The 19,839-nt window shown below is 43.6% G+C and carries 13 protein-coding genes; 9 read left to right on the top strand and 4 right to left on the bottom strand.

All coding sequences use genetic code 11. From position 1 onward, the window contains the following. The first annotated feature begins 205 nt into the window (after positions 1-205). From C8D84_RS02740 to C8D84_RS02715, 7 genes are all read left to right on the top strand, one after another. Complete coding sequence (locus C8D84_RS02740; RefSeq protein WP_060491083.1) at positions 206-1,351, top strand: beta-ketoacyl-ACP synthase III; 1,146 nt, start codon at positions 206-208, stop codon at positions 1,349-1,351. Between the two features lie 303 nt (positions 1,352-1,654). Next, a complete protein-coding gene (gene prfA, locus C8D84_RS02735; RefSeq protein WP_055125440.1) occupies positions 1,655-2,746 on the top strand; it encodes a peptide chain release factor 1 in 1,092 nt (363 codons plus the stop codon). 201 nt (positions 2,747-2,947) lie between these two features. Further along, the gene (gene lysS, locus C8D84_RS02730; protein ID WP_109589854.1) at positions 2,948-4,480 is read left to right on the top strand and encodes a lysine--tRNA ligase; all 1,533 of its coding nucleotides are present in this window, start codon (positions 2,948-2,950) and stop codon (positions 4,478-4,480) included. A gap of 114 nt (positions 4,481-4,594) precedes the next feature. After that, positions 4,595-5,278: a hypothetical protein gene (locus C8D84_RS13825; RefSeq protein WP_228244432.1), complete on the top strand. Its 684-nt coding sequence runs from the start codon at positions 4,595-4,597 to the stop codon at positions 5,276-5,278. Further along, a complete protein-coding gene (locus C8D84_RS13820) occupies positions 5,263-5,874 on the top strand; it encodes a hypothetical protein (protein WP_228244430.1) in 612 nt (203 codons plus the stop codon). The genes C8D84_RS13825 and C8D84_RS13820 overlap by 16 nt, the downstream gene beginning before the upstream one ends. A gap of 69 nt (positions 5,875-5,943) precedes the next feature. Then, positions 5,944-7,854, top strand: a complete 1,911-nt coding sequence (gene dnaX / locus C8D84_RS02720) for a DNA polymerase III subunit gamma/tau (RefSeq protein WP_109589852.1) — start codon at positions 5,944-5,946, stop codon at positions 7,852-7,854. A gap of 234 nt (positions 7,855-8,088) precedes the next feature. Further along, a complete protein-coding gene (locus C8D84_RS02715; protein ID WP_045448120.1) occupies positions 8,089-8,988 on the top strand; it encodes a LysR family transcriptional regulator in 900 nt (299 codons plus the stop codon). A gap of 114 nt (positions 8,989-9,102) precedes the next feature. Here C8D84_RS02715 and C8D84_RS02710 read toward each other — a convergent pair whose 3' ends face one another. After that, on the bottom strand, positions 9,103-10,284 hold the full coding sequence (locus C8D84_RS02710; RefSeq protein ID WP_109589850.1) for an aspartate aminotransferase family protein: 1,182 nt from the start codon (positions 10,282-10,284) through the stop codon (positions 9,103-9,105). A 47-nt stretch (positions 10,285-10,331) separates the two neighbouring features. Continuing rightward, entirely contained in the window at positions 10,332-10,523 is a 192-nt protein-coding gene (locus C8D84_RS02705; protein ID WP_109589848.1) for a DNA gyrase inhibitor YacG, read from the bottom strand. Between the two features lie 209 nt (positions 10,524-10,732). On the opposite strand from C8D84_RS02705, the gene C8D84_RS02700 reads away from it, so the two are divergent. Further along, on the top strand, positions 10,733-11,401 hold the full coding sequence (locus C8D84_RS02700; protein ID WP_109589846.1) for a class I SAM-dependent methyltransferase: 669 nt from the start codon (positions 10,733-10,735) through the stop codon (positions 11,399-11,401). Between the two features lie 81 nt (positions 11,402-11,482). Here the strand turns inward: C8D84_RS02700 and C8D84_RS02695 are convergent, their stop codons facing one another. Beyond that, positions 11,483-12,877: an ABC1 kinase family protein gene (locus C8D84_RS02695; protein WP_109589844.1), complete on the bottom strand. Its 1,395-nt coding sequence runs from the start codon at positions 12,875-12,877 to the stop codon at positions 11,483-11,485. Between the two features lie 298 nt (positions 12,878-13,175). After that, positions 13,176-14,504, bottom strand: coding sequence for a phosphoribosylamine--glycine ligase (gene purD / locus C8D84_RS02690; protein WP_109590076.1), 1,329 nt, complete (start codon positions 14,502-14,504; stop codon positions 13,176-13,178). A gap of 457 nt (positions 14,505-14,961) precedes the next feature. On the opposite strand from purD, the gene C8D84_RS02680 reads away from it, so the two are divergent. Further along, the gene (locus tag C8D84_RS02680) at positions 14,962-19,809 is read left to right on the top strand and encodes an NAD-glutamate dehydrogenase (protein WP_109589840.1); all 4,848 of its coding nucleotides are present in this window, start codon (positions 14,962-14,964) and stop codon (positions 19,807-19,809) included. Positions 19,810-19,839 lie beyond the last annotated feature (30 nt).

Here is a 19,839-nt window from a genome sequence, read left to right as displayed (position 1 = left end):
AGCTGCTCCAAAATGAAGTCAGGACTTTGCTTATTTTTCGCAACAAACAGATTATTTGTAACAAAGTATTAGAAAAATAATTATATTCAGGCATAATAAAGGCTCTGATTTTAAGTTTACAGTTATTCACTGAAATCAAACGACTGTTATTTTTCCACTTTTATGCTTATCCCAAGCCCTATAGTAGTAGACAAGGAAGCTTATCATGACGACTTGTATCACAGGCACTGGCCTGTATATTCCGCCTTATAGCATCAGTAATGAAGAGCTAGTAGATTCATTTAATAAGTATGTTGAGAATTATAATGCAAAGCATGCTGACGAGATAGCAGCAGGAACTTTGACTGCCCTAGAGCCTTCTTCAGCGGCCTTTATCGAAAAAGTATCTGGTATCAAATCACGTTATGTGATGGAAAAGGATGGTATTTTAGATCCTGAAATCATGGCACCAGTGATTCCTTATCGTCATTTAGGTGAAGAGCTGTCTATCATGGCAGAAATGGGTACTGCGGCTTTGAAAGACGCGCTAGCAGATGCGGGTCTTGAGGCGAATGACCTAGATGGTATCATTCTTGCCTGTTCAAACTTTCAGCGTACTTATCCTGCGGTCGCTATCGAGATTCAAAATGCAATCGGTATGATTGGTGGTTTTGCTTATGATATGAACGTTGCTTGTAGCGCCGCGACTTTTGGTCTATCGCAAGCACACGGTTCTATCGTTTCTGGTCTGGCTAAGCGCATCGCTGTGGTCAACGTTGAGATCACCTCAGCGCATCTGAACTGGCGTAACCGTGACAGCCACTTTATCTTTGGCGATGTCGCAACAGCATCTATCGTCGAAGAGCTAGACACGCCAAAAGGTTATGAGATTCTGAACTCTAAGCTATTTACCCAGTTTTCGACCAATATCAAAAACGAATACGGCTTTATGGATCGCTCAGAGTTCTTAGCGGCACAGACTGAGATGTATCCAGACATTAAAGAGCCTGTTACCGACAAGCTATTCTTACAAAATGGTCGAAAAGTGTTCCGTGAAGTCTGTCCAAAGGTTTCAGAAGTCATCACTGAGCATTTGCAAGAAAACGATATCGCAACGTCTGACGTTAAAATGATGTGGCTGCACCAAGCCAACGCCAATATGTTGGATTTAATTCTACGTACTGTGATTGGTAAAGAAGCAGATAAAGCGATTGTGCCAAGTGTCATTGCTGAATTTGCTAACACCAGTTCAGCCAGTCCGATGATTGTTTTCCATCGCTATAAAGATGAGCTGGCATCAGGTGATTTGGGTGTGATTTGCTCATTTGGTGCGGGTTACTCTATCGGTTCAGTGTTGGTGCGTAAGGTTTAATTTTTAAAGTAAGACCTGTGACTAGGGCGTGTCCTCAATTTTATTAGCACTTTCAAAATGAGGACACGCTCTAATAAAAAATAGCTATGAGCAATCTTAGCTATTTTTTTTGTCTGTTATTTTTGTTATGAGCATTTAATCATATTATTTAAGCAATATATTATTCAAGAATGAGGCGCTATTTGCGAATATAACGGGAAGAATGCTTAGAATATCGACAAGAATGCGTAGAGGTTTTAATTTACCCCGAAAAATTTGCTATAATCACGGTCTTATTCCTCTCATCCAATTAAAAGTCCTTTTATGAAAGAATCCTTACGCCTGCGTTTAGACCAGATGGTAGACCGTTATGAAGAGGTCACCGCCTTATTATCAGATCCTAGTATCATCAGCGATAATAATAAATTCCGTGAATTGTCTGTCGAGCACAGCGACTTGATGGATATCACTACTTTATGGCAGAACTATGTGCGTGCAGAAACGGATCAGGCTGATGCAGAGGCTATGCTGGCTGATGCATCAGATCCTGACATGAAAGAGATGATGCAAGAAGAGATTGATAACGCCCGCGAGACCATCGTAGAGATGGAAGAGGCGCTCAATGTCATGATGCTACCGAAAGATCCAAATGATAAAGTGCCTGCTTTCTTGGAAATTCGAGCGGGTACAGGTGGTGATGAAGCCGCGATTTTCTCTGGTGACTTGTTCCGTATGTACCAAAAATACGCGCAGACACAAGGCTGGACAGTGGAAGTGCTGTCGGCAAGTGAAGGCGAGCATGGCGGTTATAAAGAAATCATCACTCGCGTATCAGGCAACAGCGTGTATGGGCGTTTAAAGTTTGAATCTGGCGTACACCGTGTGCAGCGTGTGCCTGAAACCGAAAGCCAAGGTCGCGTGCATACCTCAGCTTGTACCGTGGCGGTGATGCCTGAAGTTGAGATTGATGATACAGTAGATCTAAATCCAGCCGATATCCGCTTTGACACTTTCCGTTCAAGCGGTGCGGGTGGTCAGCACGTTAACACCACTGACTCAGCCGTACGTTTGACCCACATTCCAACGGGTACCGTGGTAGAGTGTCAACAAGAGCGTAGCCAGCACAAAAACCGTGCGCAAGCGATGAAAATGCTGATTTCAAAGATCCAGCAAGTCAAAGTACAGGCGCAAGTTGATGCAGCAGACACCATACGCCGTGATTTGGTGGGCAGTGGCGATCGCTCAGAACGTATTCGCACTTATAATTTCCCACAAGGTCGCATGACCGATCATCGTATCAACCTGACGTTATACAAGCTTGATGCCATTATGGAAGGCGACTTGGATGAGATTCTTGATGCACTGTTGCGTGAGCATCAAGCTGATTTGATGGCGAGTATCGGCGGTGGTGATTAGTAACCATCAGGATATTAATGACTAGAGGCTCAATAGCTGGTCGTGAATCCATTAATTCATAAAAGCGTGACACTGTCTAGATGACAGTGTCTGTTTGTTTATAGCTGTTTTTTTACGGCTATCGACCATGATAATAAGTATAGATTTAATTTTGCAGTTTTCGTTTATTCCATTTAATTACCTAACAATATTGAGAGTGTTATGTCAAAGCACAACAATCAGAATCAAGAGCAAGCCCCAGAAGACGCTAACGAGCTAATTGCTCAGCTGCAAGCCAAGCTAGACGATATCAGTGCTTCAGGCAAACAGCCGTATCCAAATACATTTAAACGTACTGATTATGCGCAAGATTTGCAAACCGCCTTTGACGGCATCTCAAAACAAGAAATTGAAGAAAAAGCGGCGAATGGCGAAAAAACACAGGTCAACGTGGCAGGTCGCGTCATGCTGAACCGTGGTGCCTTTATTGTTATTCAAGACATGACGGGTCGCATTCAGTTATATGTTGCACGCAAAGAGTTGGATCCAGAGACGTTAGCGACCATTAAATCATTAGATTTGGGTGATATTGTTGGCGTATCAGGCTATATCGGTCGCTCAGGCAAGGGCGACTTATATGTGCATATCGAAGAGTTTCAGTTGTTGACTAAAGCGCTACGTCCAATGCCAAACAAGTTTCATGGCTTAGCCGATGTCGAAGCTCGCTATCGTAATCGTCATCTTGATTTGATGACCAATGAGACGACTCGTGATACCTTTATGATTCGCAGTCAAGTCATTAGCGGCATTCGCAAGTTTATGTTAAATGAGCGTTTCATGGAAGTTGAGACGCCGATGATGCATCCTATCCCAGGTGGTGCGGTGGCACGTCCGTTTGTGACGCATCATAACGCTCTAGATATGCCTTTATATCTGCGTATCGCGCCTGAGCTTTACTTGAAGCGCTTAGTTGTTGGTGGTTTTGAAAGAGTGTTCGAGATTAACCGCAGCTTTCGTAACGAAGGTGTATCAACTCGCCATAATCCTGAATTTACCATGATTGAATTTTATCAAGCCTATGCTGATTATCATGACTTGATGGATTTGACCGAACGCTTATTTAATGAATTGGCGATGGATATTTTGGGCACGACTGAGATTACTTATCAAGAAGAAGCCATCAGTTTAAAAGCGCCATTTATACGTTTGTCTATGTCTGATGCAATTGCGAAATATGCCGAAAATTTCGATATGGCACGTATCAATGACCGTGAATATCTAGCAGAGTACGCCTCGACAACGCTTAAACAGCAAGTGAAAGAGGTGTTTGGTGTGGGCAAACTACAGACCATTATCTTTGAAGAAACCGCTGAACACCAATTGCGTCAGCCAACGTTCATCACTGAATATCCAGCGGAAACGTCACCACTAGCACGCCGTAGTGATGATAATCCTGAAATCACCGATCGTTTTGAGCTATTCATCGGTGGTCGTGAACTGGCAAACGGCTTTAGCGAGCTTAATGATCCTGCTGATCAGGCAGAACGCTTCCGTGGACAAGTCGCTGAAAAAGACGCTGGTGATGATGAAGCGATGCATTTTGATGAAGAATACATCGAAGCGCTGTCTTATGGCTTACCACCAACCGCAGGTGAAGGTATCGGTATTGACCGTTTAGTGATGTTGTTTACCGATTCGGCCAGTATCCGTGATGTGATTTTGTTCCCGCATATGCGCCGCAAGTTAGAAAGCTAAAACTGGTTTACTTGCCATAAATCCATGCTGGGACTAAACTGAACATAAGAAAGCTCTTTTGCTTTCAATGGAATGGTCCCAGATTCTTTATGAGACCTCATTTATAGGGACATCATGGATACTCAGCACGCGTCACCCTCACTTTGGCAAAAAATGATTCAACGAAGTTTCTTATCTTTGTATGAGTTATTAGCAGATAAAACAACCAATCCTGAGCAGTTTCAAGGTTATAATTTCGTTTTTGAGTTTTCTGGCGCTATCATTTATTTGATCGTCAATGATGTGGTGATGCAAGCGAGTAGGCAAAAAGTAGACAGCGCTCAAGTTTGTGAGTGGAGAAAAGAAGTCGTCAACCAACTAATCAAGCGTCATGCTCAGCTTTATCTAAAAAACGATAGATCGATGGCAGAAAGTAATACCTCGACAGCTGGTAAGGATGTTTATTTCATTGGTTTGACGTCACTGTCTGTTACACATCAAGATGACAAATCACAAGCATCCTCGCATACGGTTGATTATGAATATGGTAGTCAGTTTTTTGCTGAAGACTGTGTTTTAGATCTGGATGATGAGCAGAGTGTCTTACAGGTATTTAGCCATCAAAACTTTGTCGATATCATCAGTCAATTAGTTACGCCAAGCGATTTGTCTGCATTTTTAGACTTTCATCGCAGCCAGCTGACAGGGTTTGAGTCATTCCAAGACGAGTCGACATTACTTACCCAGTTTTTACAGTCGCCTGACTTTCATCAAAGAGCGATTAGGGTGCAAGAGCAATTAGGGTGCAAGAGCAATTGATTGATAACCAGTTGATCGATCAGATTGAGCAACGCTTGCTCAAAGCTACAGAACCAGATCAGGCAGTATTTGCCAAAGCACTCATGGCTGAGATTCAGAAAAATACTCGAATGTGGTACAAGCTGTTTAATAGTTTGATCAAAAATTATTATGAGGCAGGTCAACCCCTACCAAAAGAGCTGGTTGATATTTTGGTCGATGAGTCAATGTATACTTACGCTTGTTTGGTTGAAAAAATATTAGCTTACAAAACGATGGATCAAGACTCTCGCTGGAATGGTTATGTTTGTCATGAGCACTCTTATCACGTGTTTGGACGCCATTATCTGCTGGTTTTCTATGCGCAAGATGATAATAGTTCGCTGAGTGCTGACAAGGTGCGCACGTCTCAACAAGACTTGTTGTTGGAGCTCAATGCTCAAATGCAGGATCCAGTGATGGATGATTTGTTTTTGATTGGCGTGGAGTTTAGACCTTGTGATGATAGCGTCAATACAGAGGTGCATTTGGATGCCTTTTATCAAAAAGGCTCAGTGATTGACGCCAATACTCAGCGCTTATACGAACGTTTAGCACAACTTCAAGCGCAGTTATAATCTGAACCTAATATAGCTTACTGGTTTGACACTCCATCTATATTTGTATTATTCACATTGGCATTTATTATGACGCAGCAATATCAAGTTTTAGCGCGCAAATACCGTCCCAGAAACTTTCACGAGTTGATTGGGCAAACGCATGTTTCTCAAGCATTGATTAATGCGATTGATTATAATCGCCTGCATCATGCTTACCTCTTTACTGGCACACGCGGTGTGGGTAAGACCACAATTGCGCGTATCTTATCTAAATGTTTGAACTGCGATACGGGTATCACTAGTACGCCTTGCGGTGTGTGTGATAACTGCGTGGCAATCGATCAAGGGCGATTTATCGATCTTATCGAGATTGATGCGGCATCCCGTACCAAAGTAGAAGACACACGAGAGTTGCTGGATAATGTACCTTATGCGCCAAGTCAGGGGCGTTATAAAGTATACCTGATTGATGAAGTACATATGTTGTCCACACACAGTTTTAATGCGCTTCTTAAAACTTTGGAAGAGCCCCCTGAGCATGTAAAGTTCTTACTTGCCACGACTGATCCGCAAAAATTGCCGATTACCATTATTTCGCGCTGTTTGCAGTTTGTGTTGCGTCCGCTACCGCAAACGCTACTCAGCGAGCATTTGGCAAATGTTCTTACCCAAGAGCAGGTGGGTTATACACAGCCTGCGCTCTGGCAGTTAGCCAGCGCCGCCAAAGGCTCGGTACGTGATGCGTTGTCATTGACCGATCAGGCCATTGCTTTTGGTCAAGGCGCGCTCGATGATGTCACTGTAAACGCCATGCTTGGTTCAATTGATGCGGCTGATCTGGTCAGTTTAATTACTGATATCTATAACCATGACAAATCTGCTGTCGCGGCTCATATAGAACAAATGCGCGCGCAAATGGTTGATGCAACTAGCATGTTTGATGGTCTTACTGAATTACTGCATCAATTGGCGTTGACTCAGCTGTTGCCTGAAGTGGCATTAAATGTAAATGAGGCACAGGCGCAAGATATTAACACGCTTGCGCAGGATATGAGTCCAGACGTTCTGCAACTGTATTATGAGATTGTCGTGCAAGCACGTGAAGGTGTTAAGCTTGCGAGCACACCAATGCAAGCGCTGGAAATGTGCATTTTACGTCTGCTAGCATTTCGTCCATTGCCAGTCGATGAGATATTAAATCATACTTATGCTGGCTCTGTATCACCTGAAGTACCAGCTATAGAAGATGGGACATCTACACCTTCTACACAATCATCGAATAGCCAATCGGCTTCTGCACCGCCATTACAGTCTTATGGCGTTGATTATCAAGCACGAGATAATGATGATTTGCAAGTCAAAACCTATAACAATTTTGAGCCAAGTTTGGCTCAAAATTCTGAGAAAAATCATGATGTATTAGTTACTAACCCTGAACCCGTTGTTGAGCCTGAACCCGTTGTTGAGCCTGAACCCGTTGTTGAGCCTGAACCCGTTGTTGAGCCTGAACCCGTTGTTGAGCCTGATGCAAATAATTCTCAGTTAACAACGCAACTTGATGATCCTCGTACTTTGCTGCGTTGCTCACCGCAAGAACTGCTAGGTGAGTGGACACCAGAAAAATGGGATTATTGGCTACAAACGGCTCGTGAAGCGGAGATATTGGCTCAAGACGAATTAGCACTTGCGCGTCAAGGCATGATGACGGGCTTATGTAATGGCAAGGCAATATTTATAACAAGTGTAGATAGTCGGCATTTACAAACCACTTTTCAGCAATTAGCGGCTAAACTGCAACAGCAGTTCACTCAAGCAGAAATTGACTTACAAATCGATGGCAGCGTCATGCAAGCAGAGGATAAGACGCCTGAGCGTCGCCAACAAAAGCGCTTGGTGCAAGCCAAGACGGTTGCAGAAGCAAGACTGCTTGCTACGCCTGTGATGCAGTATTTGAATGAGCGCGGTGAAGGAAAAATGGGTAAGGTTCAGTTGTATTAAACAGTCAGAAAAACTGTTGTTAAAATTATTTAAAAGTCTATATAGTTATTAAATACAACTTTCATATAAAATATCAAGGCGATGTTGTACTATCGCCTTGATATTTTTGTTTTTATTGCAGAGTAAATGGGCTTTTTTAAACAAGAGAGAAATATTTAATAACGATAAAATAAATTAAGATTCGCTATAATGGTTAAGTTATATTAAAAACTGAAATGAAGTTTAGGTGAGAATATGTTGGATAATTTACGCGGTATGGCTGTGTTCGCCAGTGTGGTTGGACATGGCTCTTTTAGTGGCTCTGCTCGTGAGCTTGGCATTACAACCAGTGCAGTCAGTCAGCAAATCCGCTCATTAGAAAATGAGCTGGGCGTCGTGCTATTACACCGCTCAACTCGTAAGCTGAGCTTAACAGAAGCTGGCGAAAGCTTTTATGAAGCCGCAAAGGATGTGGTAAGTGCTGCTGAGCAAGGGCGGATTAAGGTCAATCAGTTACGTGATGAGTTGGCAGGCAGCTTACGAGTGGCGACAACACCGGAGCTTGGCGTTAATCACATTTTGCCGGCACTCTCTACGTGGATGGCGGCACATGATGATCTTAGCATTACCTATCTAGCAGACAACCACTATATTGACATGATTGATGAGCGGATCGATATTGCGATTCGTATGAGTCCATCGATTAATGACTCGAGCCTCAGCAGTCATCCATTGACCGATGTGCGCCAAATGTTGGTTGCTTCACCGCAGTACCTACGCCAACATACCAAACTGCAGACTCCTAAAGATTTGGCTGACCATCAGCTGATTTGTATTGAAATCATGAAAGATGCCAATCAAATTGATCTCATTCAGACAGAAACGGGTAAAAAGACGCGTACGAAAATGAATTCACGCATTTATACCAATAATGTCTTTATGGCGACCACCTTGGCAAAAGAAGGTCATGGCTTGGTTAGAATGATGGAAATGGACATCAAAAAAGAGCTTGAAAATGGTGACTTGGTCGAAGTGTTGACCGGTTATCAATTACCAAGTTTTGTACTATATGCCGTCACCTTAAACCGTGATCAACAGCCAGCCAAAATCACTCGCTGTTTAGAGGTGTTAAAAAAGTACTTTCATGCCAATTAAGTGACGTTTGAATAACGCACCATAGAGAGTAGTTTAAAACCTCTAAAAGCAAAAAGCCTATAGACATATTATCTATAGGCTTTTTTAGTGTTAGCGTTTAGTGTGACCAATCATTTAAAATGATGGTTTTAGCAAGTCAATCAAACGCTCAGCCACTTGTGTGCTCTCATCGCGGCTCATATTAAGCGGCGGTAGCAAGCGCACAACATGCCCACCAGTGACATTGATGATTAGCTTTTGCTCATCACGCGCACGATCAACCAACTGACTACAGTCCATGTCTTCAGGCAAAGCGATACCAATCATCATACCTGCACCACGACTGCTGACGCCGTATTGTCCTAGTGTATCGACCAGCGTCTCACGAATAAACAGCCCTTCGGTTACGGCATTGGTCATGATATCACTGTTAGCCAATACGTCATATACGCTATGTACCACACGACTGGCTAGCGGCGTGCCGCCATAAGTAGAGCCATGGCTACCAGCACCAAACAGACCATTAGCGCGGCCACGTACCATACATGCGCCTACTGGAAAACCGTTACCCAAGCCCTTAGCTGTCGTCAATACATCAGGACGCGCATTACTATGTTGATAAGCGAAGTATTTACCCGTACGGCCATTACCTGTTTGCACTTCATCCAGCATAAATAACCAGTTATGGGCTTCACACTCTGCTTGTAGTTCTTCAAGATACGTAAATCCGTTAGCAGCAGTATTTAAACCCCCTTCACCTTGAATAGGCTCTACAAAGATGGCGCAAATTTCATCATGATCTTGCGCGGCTTGCTTAATCGCGGCAATATCGCCAAAGGGTACACGGATAAAGTCATCATCTAATGTGTAAAACCCTTCACGGGCTTTTGGGTTGGCGGTGGCTGACAATGATAGTAAGGTACGACCATGGAATGACTGCTCCATAACGATGACTTTTGGGCGTTTAAAACCTTGCTGATAGGCATATAGACGCGCCAATTTAAGAGCCGCCTCGTTCGCTTCAGCACCACTATTAGCAAAGAACACACTGTCCATTTGGGCGGCTGTACATAGAACTTCACCCGCACGCTCTTGCCAGTCGATACCGAATAAATTACTGGTATGTACTAAAGTCGCTGCTTGCTGCTGAATGGCGTCAGTCACTTGCGGGTGGCAATGCCCTAGACCGCATACGGCAATACCAGTCAGCGCATCTAAATAAGGTGTGTCACCTTTGGTATATAGCCAGCTGCCTGAACCATGCGTAAAGCTGATTGGCTGACGGTTATAAGTGGGCATTAGATAAGTAGCAGACATATAAAACATCCTTAAGATGATAAATTAGTTAAAAGAGAAGGTGTTGATTATAGCTCGTCAGAAAAAGGCGTGGTTTCTGCAGGTAAGGTATAGTCTTCATTTGCCCATGCACCTAAGTCGATAAGTTTGCATTGACTGCTACAAAACGGCTTGTATTTATTGTCTTGCCATGCTGTTTTAGTGCCACAACGTGGGCAAGGATAGGTTTTAGGGGAGGTGTGGGGGATAGATTCAGTCATGATAAGGGTGGGAGTATCCTCGATTTATTTGTATGATGAACATCATTAGCGAGCGGCAGTCGGTAATTACATCTATTTTCATCTCGTACGCGCTTGATAGACTACGATAGCGCGTTACTCGCTGTCGCCATATTACTATTGAAGTGGATTGGCTATATAATAGCATGCGCCCGAATAATGGCAAAAGACAAATACTTTAAGGATAGTAGATGACCGATAATATTGAGCTTACACATCAGCAACAGCGAGCATTTCAACCAGAAAAGCTTTCAGCACCACGTGATTTTATTATGCCAAATATCATCCACGACAATAAAAGCGCTGTCCCTTTGATATTAGAAATTGGTGCAGGGAAGGGTAAGCATGCGCTTGGTTTCGCCGCAAAAAATACCGATAAGCACCTGATTGCGATCGAACGTACGCGTAATAAATTTGACGCTTTTGCCAAACTGGCAGTGCTACAAGATTCACCGAATTTAACTGCCATTCATGCTGATGCGATCGCATGGATTGTGCATGCCATTAAACCCAATAGTGTCAGTAAGATTTTCATTCTGTACCCCAATCCTGAACAGCATAATCCCAACCAGCAATGGCTAAACATGCCTTTTTTCGAGTTTTTATTGTCACGCTTGCAAGTAGGTGGAGAGGTGGTACTAGTAACCAACATCGAAGCCTATATAAATAATGCAGAACAGCAAGCAAAGGAGATATGGTCGTTGCCTAATGAGCGCTATCAAGTCGCTGATGACAGTCAGCGCACGCATTTTGAAATAAAATATTTAGCCCGTGGAGAGGTATGCTGGGAGCTTAATATGTGTAAGCCGGAGGATTATAAAACTAGGTTTGATGAGTGGCAGGCGGATATTGTGCATTAAGTTAAATAGCCTAAGCAAATAAAACAATAAAAAATAAAACCGCCACAAAGAGGCGGTTCAAAAATTACTTGCTATTCAAAACTATAAATAAGGTTTTACTAAGGTATCGGAATCAGTATAAGCGTCAAGCACCGTCAAAAAGGTATAAGCACCAATAAATTTTCGACTGATAAACATAAATTCTTTTGGTGGTAAGTTAAACTCAAAAGACTGCATTGCTTTTGTGGCTTGTGTTGAAAGGCGAGAATGAAGTTTGCTGTTCGCCCAAATATAACGGTCGTCCTTATCTAGACAATCGCTAGGAATATCAGGATTGGTCGCTGGATCACTAAACGGTTCGGTTGCCAATAAAAATAGCGACGCCATATCAGAGCGTACTTTATCACTCATACTATCAAAGAAGTCATAACCAGTCATCGCAAGCATCATCGCCTGATGGTCATGGCGGTAACCAGCTTTTAGTAAGCCATGCGCAATGGTCAAAAGGTTGTTATCAAATTGACGAATAGCACCAAAATCTAATAATACTAATTTATCGATATCGCCTTCATTTTCACTGACACGAACCAGATAATTACCAAAGTTGGGGTCCGTCTGCATTTCACCCCACACAAAAATCTCTTGCATCATGATTTCGATGGCTGCCTGACCAATAGCGTTACGACGCTCATGAGGTAATAATTGTAATGCCTCAGAAACTACGGTAATACCTGGCTCATAAGACATACAGAGTAGGCGCTTTTTGGAATAAGTGCGATTAATCTTGGGGACTATGTAACGCGGATCATTACTCAGACGGTCATAAAACCGTTCTGTCGTCGCGGCTTCAGCTTCATAGTCCACTTCATGATGGAGTAGGTCACGTATCTCTTCGAACCAAGCATCGAGCGAACGGGTCTGCGGAACGATATTACTTACTCTTAATAGTTGCTTAAATAAAGCAAGATCTGAGTTGATCGCATCAGCAACACCCGGATACTGAATTTTTAATACAACTTGCTCGCCAGTTGCAATTACCGTAGCGCGATGAACTTGCGCGAGAGACGCAGTACCTATAGGAACCGTATCGACATCTAATTCATGTAGTTTTTCACCCAATAATTGCTGCAGCGTTTGTTGCATGGTTGGCCATGATAACGTAGCGGTATCGTCATTGAGCGTTTGCAAGGCACGGGTGATTTCTGGTGGTAAAATATGTTCGCCATAAATCGCTAGCATTTGACCAATTTTGACGACCGAACCTTTTAGCTTACCTAGCTCTTCTGCGAGGTAGTTCGCTTGGGCTTCCATAAATACTTGGTTACGTGCTGTACGAGCTTCTTTATTTAAGAACATGCCAGACACACTATTACCCGCCCAGCGGCGACCAATATTTAAGGAAGTTTTGGCAATCGACATTCGTCTATCAAACCCTGAGGTTTTTAAGTTATCGATGGATTGCTTGGTGCTAGAAGGTTTAGACGTATCATTTGCCATAAATATAATCATTCATCCAGTTGGTATTGATTTGTGGGTTCAAAACCTACAATACAAGGGAGATGCGATGTACGGGTACAAAATTGTATCATATAAAGCACATTTGGTTGATGAGCCTAAGCTTGCCAATAGCAGTTACTTTGTAAGCCGCAGTATATATTTGCAGATTATAACTTCGTAAAAAATAATATCAAAAAATAAGACCTAGCATGATGCTAGGTCGAATCATAAAAGCTAAGAGTAATTTGGTGTATCAGACTAAAACTGCGAACAGTTCTCGCCTGAGTAATATTGATTTTTAACTGTTTTCACGAGCAATGGCATGATGACCAATATCACGGCGATACTGTGCACCATCAAAACTAATCGCACCTGTTACCGCAAGTGCGGCTTGCTGAGCATCTGAAATACTATCTGCAAGAGCAGTCACGCATAATACACGTCCGCCATTCGTCACCACTTCTTTTTCACGGTCTATGGCATCACTGTCAGAAAAAGCAGTGCCCGCATGGAAGACTTTGACAGCGTTGTCATTATTGTCATCTAGTTCTGGCAAGCCAGCAATTACATCACCTTTTGATGATGTTTCAGGATAGCCTTTTGAAGCAATGACGATACCGAGGGCAGGGCGGCTGTCCCATTGAGCATCACTAGGCAACTGTCCTGCTAGACCTTGTGCCACCAAATCTACCATTGATGATTGTAAACGCATTAGGATAGGCTGAGTTTCTGGATCACCAAAACGGCAGTTAAATTCGATCACATAAGGGTCACCTGCTTCATCAATCATGAGACCTGCATATAAAAATCCCGTATAGGGGTGACCCGCATTATTCATTGCATCAACCACTGGTTGAATGACTTGGGTCATGACTTTTTCATGGACATCTTGAGTGACTACTGGCGCAGGAGAGTATGCTCCCATACCGCCTGTGTTCGGACCTGTATCGCCTTCAAAAGCCCGTTTATGGTCTTGGCTTGTTGCCATTGGCAAGATATTTTTACCATCAATCATGCAGATAAAGCTGGCTTCTTCACCTTGCAAAAACTGCTCAATCACCACGCGGCTGCCTGCATCACCAAACTTATTGTCCGCAAGCATGTCATCGATGGCCTCATATGCCTGTTCGATGGTTTCTGCAACGATGACCCCTTTACCAGCGGCAAGGCCATCAGCTTTGATAACGATGGGTGCACCTTGTTCATCGATATAAGCTTTGGCTGCCACCGCTTCGGTGAAGCCTTTGTAGGCTGCGGTAGGGATATTGTTTTGTTCCATGAATTCTTTGGCAAAGGTTTTGGAGCCTTCTAACTGCGCACAGTATGCTGTTGGTCCCCACGCTTGAATCCCAGCATCGCGGCAAGCATCAACGATACCAATGACCAAAGGCGCTTCTGGTCCAACAATGACCATGTCAATGGCATTGTTTTGGCAAAAATCGATGATTGCACTATGTTCACTAGCGTTCTCGTCTGTCGATACTAGGACAATGTTTTGGCATTTAGGTTCAAGCGCTGTACCAGCATTACCAGGCGCGACGTAGACATTATTGACCTTATCGTCTTTTGCACATTGCCATGCTAGCGCGTGTTCGCGACCACCTGAACCAATCACCAAAATATTCATCATACGTCTTGCCCTTAGCATTAAAGTTAGTTATGAGTTAGCCACACACTCTCAAATATACTGGCATATTCTAACAAAAAAGTCGTACTGATTGCCATGAGTATCCACTTGCCAGCAATTAATCATCAATAAACGGAAAAACCTGTCTCATGAGCAAATGTTATCGACATGTTGCTGATTCATGAAATGATGTTGTACGCTTTAGCTGGCGCGCTATGTACGTTACACTTCACTAAATTAATGGCATTAAATCCCAATTGCGACATATTCCTAAAAATAAGGGTGGAAAAAGGAGAGAAACTTAAAATATCAAGAAAAAACAGAATAAATTGCGTAAATGGATATACTGCTCCGCAGCACCAATAATGTTTCACATATTTATGCGCTGCCATTAGTTAGTACGAATTAATAAACTTAAATAAATGATAAATTACATCTATAAAAAAGGATGAAGGACATGCCAAACTCCCTCAGTATCGCAAAAGAGCGCATCAGCCAGATAAGCGATATTGCTACCAGTTATGTACAAAAAGACAAATCATTATTTGATCATTTTATTCATAGCTATTATCAGCCATTGCACGCAGAGGCAGCTGAGACTATCAGTAATGCTGACCTAGCGGGCATGGCATTACATCATTTTACGTTGCTCCAAGCCTATGATGGCAGCAAGCCACAACTGAAGGTACTAAACCCCAAAGCAGAAGAGCAGCATTTTCATAGCTCACATACGGTTATTCAAATTGTTGCCTATGACAGACCGTTTTTAGTCGATACGATTTTGATGAGTCTTGAGTCTGAAGGTATCGATGTTCATCGTACTTATAACATCATTGTCAGTGTTGCACGTGATGATAATGGTCATATTACTCATGTCGAAGGCGCACATGAAAGCGCGACCTCTCATTTGTCTTTGATTCATTGTGAAATTGCCTATCAAGATGATGAAGATCTGGCTGCATTACAGCAAATGTTATTGGCAAAAATTGATACGCTAGATACAGTCGTTGGCGATTGGAAGCAGATGCGTGCGCAGTTGACGGATATCAAAGCTGAGCTATCAAACAAGCCACTGCCAGAAGTTTTTTACTCGCAGCAAGAGATACAAGCATTTTTAGATTGGATATTAGACGATCATTTTATATTCTTGGGTTATCGTGAATATCGTTTGGAAGGCGGGCAGGCTGTCGAAGTGAATGCTGAACCTGCTGATTTAGATTTATTCGCCATTGGTAATAGCGGTCTTGGTCTATTACGCGGTGCTGAAGAAGATAAACTGTCCGAAAGTTTTAGCCAATTGCCAAAAGTATTAAAGCAGCTATTGACTGAACCACGCGTGTTGATGTTGTCCAAATCAAGCCGTGTATCGCCAGTGCATCGTCCCGTATATATGGACTTTTTGGGTATTCATAAGTTTGATGACAACGGTAAACTGGTTGGTGAATATCGATTTATTGGTCTATTGACCTCACAAGCGTATCAACTAACGGTACAGCAAATTCCGCTATTACGTGACAAAGCCAATAAGATTATGGCAATGGCAGAACTGCCGCGTGACGGTCATGCGCACCATAAAATGATGCATGTGATTAACACCTTACCGCGTGATGACCTCTTTCAAGCCAGCGTCGAAGAGCTATATCCTATCGTTTCTGGTATCAGCCAGTTGCAAGATAAAAAGAGCCTGCGCCTATTCAGCCGTGTGGATCATTATCAGCGTTTTGTCTCATGCTTGGTCTATATCCCGCGCGACAAGTTCAACACCGAGCTACGTATCAAAGTACAGAACGTCCTAAAAGAAGCCTACGGTGGCACATCATCAGGCTTTACCACAGAATTCAATGAATCAGCTCACGCACGTGTGCATGTCCACGTGCGTACAGTGCCAGGTCAAGTGAAAGACGTCGATACTGCTGCACTTGAAGCAAAACTATCTGCTTTAATGCAATCATGGAGCGACAGCTATCAAAAGATGCTGCTGGATAATGTGGGTGAGCAACAAGCCAATGCTCTAAACCGTCGCTTCTTAAATTATATCCCTGCGGCTTATCAAGAGCGTTTTGATGCCCGTACTGCGGTTGAAGACACCAAGCGTTTGGCTGTATTGACAGCAGAACAGCCGATGATTTGGCATTTATACCAATCAACCGGCGACGCAAGCAATCAATTACACCTAAAACTGTATGGTCGTGAACAGCCTGTCATTTTATCCAAAGTCCTGCCAATCCTTGAAAACTTTGGTGTGTCTGTCATTTCAGCGCAAACCTATGAGTTTGATTTGCCAGAGCAGCCCATTTGGATGCAAGAGTATGAACTGACACTAGAGCATGTCGATACTGTCAACATGCAAGTGGTTCGTGGTCAGTTTGAAGACAGTCTCAAACAGATTTGGGCGGGACATGTTGAGAGTGACTCCTTTAACGAGTTGGTATTGACGACCAATTTAGACACTTATGATGTGGTGGTACTACGAGCATTATCACGCTATATGATGCAAGCAAAAGCACCATTCTCTAGTACGTATATTCAGCAAACGGTAGTAAAAAATAGCGACATTAGCGTGGCGCTCGGTAGTCTGTTTGATGCCCGTATGAACCCTAAGTACAGTGAAGATGAACGCACAGAAAAAACCGCGCAGATTCAACAGCAAATCACGGCTGCATTGGCAGGTGTGGATAGCTTGGATGAAGACCGTATCTTGCGTTGGTACTTAGATTTAATTAACGCCATGGTACGCACCAACTTCTATCAAACCGATAGCGATGGTCAGCGTAAAGATCGTTTATCGTTTAAGTTTTTGGCAGCAGATATTCCTAATCTACCAAAACCAAAGCCGATGTTTGAGATATTCGTGTATTCGCCGCGTGTTGAAGCCGTGCATTTGCGCGGTGGTAAAGTGGCCCGTGGCGGTCTGCGTTGGTCAGATCGTATGGAAGATTTCCGCACCGAAGTGCTTGGTTTGGTCAAAGCACAGATGGTTAAAAATGCGGTGATTGTTCCTGTTGGTTCAAAAGGCGGTTTTATCGTCAAAACCAAAACCATGGCAGATGGTCGCGACGCATTCCAAGCCGAAGGCATTGCTTGTTATCAAGCATTCCTACGCGGTATGCTCGATGTGACGGATAATATCGTTGATGGAAAAATTGTCCCGCCAGCCAACACCGTGCGTCATGATGAAGATGATCCGTACTTAGTGGTCGCGGCTGATAAAGGAACGGCCAGCTTCTCTGATATTGCCAATGCCTTGTCTGCTGAATATGATTTCTGGCTCGACGATGCCTTTGCTTCAGGGGGCTCAGTTGGTTACGATCACAAAGCCATGGGTATCACTGCACGCGGTGGCTGGGAGTCGGTCAAACGCCACTTCCGTATGCGCGGCATGGACATTCAGAACCGTGATAACTTTACCGTGGTTGGTATTGGTGATATGAGTGGTGACGTATTCGGCAATGGTATGCTGCTATCAACCCATACCCAGCTGGTCGCCGCATTTAACCATCTACATATCTTTATTGATCCGAATCCAGATGCTGCTGCTTCACACGCAGAACGTGCCCGCTTATTTGACATGCCGCGTTCGACGTGGGATGACTATGAAAAGTCACTTATTAGCCAAGGAGGTGGCGTTTTCTCCCGTCAAGATAAGAGCATCACGCTCAGTGCTGAGATGAAACAGCGTTTTGATATCGCTGAAGACAGCATGGCACCCAACGAGTTAATCAGTGCGCTGTTAAAATCGCCTGTTGATCTTATTTGGAATGGCGGTATTGGTACTTACGTGAAAAGCGTGAATGAGAGCCATGCTGATGTCGGCGACCGTGCCAATGACGCCGTACGAGTCAACGGCAATGAGCTACGTACGGCTATTGTTGGTGAAGGTGGTAACTTAGGCTTTACCCAGCAAGGGCGTATCGAATATGCACAAACGGGCGGGCGCATTTATACCGACGCTATCGATAACTCAGGCGGCGTAAACTGCTCAGATCATGAAGTGAATATCAAAATCTTACTTGGCAAAGTGGTCGAGCAAGGCGACATGACTTTAAAGCAGCGTAATGAGTTGCTTGAAAGCATGACTGATAGCGTGGCAGAACTGGTATTGCGTCAAAACTACCTTCAACCACAAGCCATTGAGCTTAGCCACATTCGTGCGGCGGCTAACTTAAGTGATCATCAGCGTTTTATTCAGATGTTAGAAGGTGAAGGGCGTCTTGATCGGGCGATTGAATATCTGCCATCAGATGAAGAAATTGCCAAACGTCAAAAAGCAGATACTGGCTTGACCAACCCTGAGCTGGCAGTTGTCATGGCTTATGGCAAAATGTGGGTGTATGACAACTTGTTATCATCAGACTTGCCAGATGATGCGTACTTTATCAATGAGTTGCGTAAGTATTTCCCTGATGAGCTGGCGACGCGGTTCTTTGATGAGATGACTGAACACCGCTTACATCGTGAGATTATCAGCACCTATTTGACCAATAGTGTGGTCAATCGTTTGGGCATTGAAGCACTGTTCCGTCTTTATGAGGAAACAGATCAATCGCTGGCGACCATCGTGCGTGGTTATGCGATTAGCCGTGATGTCTTCAATGTGTCAAAAGCTTGGAACACGCTTGAAGCACTGGACAATCAAGTCGATGCTACATTACTGCTAACTCTTGAACTGCGTCTACGTGACGCGCTTGAGCAAGGTGTTGTTTGGTTTATCAATGCCTTTGGTCAAGAATTGCAAGTCGCTGACATGATCAGTCGCTTTAGTGATAGTGTTGAGAAATTAACCAAATCAGGCGGCTTTATTGAGCAACAATTTGCAGAATACTTGCAAGAAGATACCACTAGCCTGATGCAGAATGATCTGTCTAATAATGATGCCGCATTGTTTGCGATGCTGCCTTATCATGTTGATGCACTTGATGCCGCACTGCTCGCTGAGCAATATGAGCGTCCTGTTGATGAGATTGCAACATTGTACTTTGATGCCTATCACGTCTTGCAGTTAGATTGGATGATGGACAACATCGCCACGTTACCACAGCAAGACTACTGGGATCGCCGCGCACGCCATGCGTTGATGAATGAGCTGTCACGTAGTCTACGTCTACTGATGGATGCTATATTATCTAAACCTGATGCGAAGCAAGCGTTTGGTGAATGGCGTTCACGCCACTTGGATCATCTGGAGTCTGTCACCACAGAGATGAGCAAGTTAGATAATCTACATAGCAATGACGAAAATAGTCAAATTGGTCTCTCAACGTTGTCAGTATTGATGAGTGAGCTAAGCGGTTTGGTAACTAAGTAACTAAACTAACTAAGTAACTAGTCATTCAAT

The organism is Psychrobacter immobilis (assembly GCF_003148585.1).
GTDB lineage: Bacteria > Pseudomonadota > Gammaproteobacteria > Pseudomonadales > Moraxellaceae > Psychrobacter > Psychrobacter immobilis.
The sequence above is the reverse complement of the archived record's forward strand: the minus strand, read 5'-3'. Positions and strand labels throughout refer to the sequence as shown.

Coding starts and splice junctions, on each gene's coding strand:
- C8D84_RS02740 (WP_060491083.1), top strand. CDS start 206: ATGACGACTTGTATCACAGGCACTGGCCTGTATATTCCGCCTTATAGC.
- prfA (WP_055125440.1), top strand. CDS start 1,655: ATGAAAGAATCCTTACGCCTGCGTTTAGACCAGATGGTAGACCGTTAT.
- lysS (WP_109589854.1), top strand. CDS start 2,948: ATGTCAAAGCACAACAATCAGAATCAAGAGCAAGCCCCAGAAGACGCT.
- C8D84_RS13825 (WP_228244432.1), top strand. CDS start 4,595: ATGGATACTCAGCACGCGTCACCCTCACTTTGGCAAAAAATGATTCAA.
- dnaX (WP_109589852.1), top strand. CDS start 5,944: ATGACGCAGCAATATCAAGTTTTAGCGCGCAAATACCGTCCCAGAAAC.
- C8D84_RS02715 (WP_045448120.1), top strand. CDS start 8,089: ATGTTGGATAATTTACGCGGTATGGCTGTGTTCGCCAGTGTGGTTGGA.
- C8D84_RS02710 (WP_109589850.1), bottom strand. CDS start 10,284: ATGTCTGCTACTTATCTAATGCCCACTTATAACCGTCAGCCAATCAGC.
- C8D84_RS02705 (WP_109589848.1), bottom strand. CDS start 10,523: ATGACTGAATCTATCCCCCACACCTCCCCTAAAACCTATCCTTGCCCA.
- C8D84_RS02700 (WP_109589846.1), top strand. CDS start 10,733: ATGACCGATAATATTGAGCTTACACATCAGCAACAGCGAGCATTTCAA.
- C8D84_RS02695 (WP_109589844.1), bottom strand. CDS start 12,877: ATGGCAAATGATACGTCTAAACCTTCTAGCACCAAGCAATCCATCGAT.
- purD (WP_109590076.1), bottom strand. CDS start 14,504: ATGAATATTTTGGTGATTGGTTCAGGTGGTCGCGAACACGCGCTAGCA.
- C8D84_RS02680 (WP_109589840.1), top strand. CDS start 14,962: ATGCCAAACTCCCTCAGTATCGCAAAAGAGCGCATCAGCCAGATAAGC.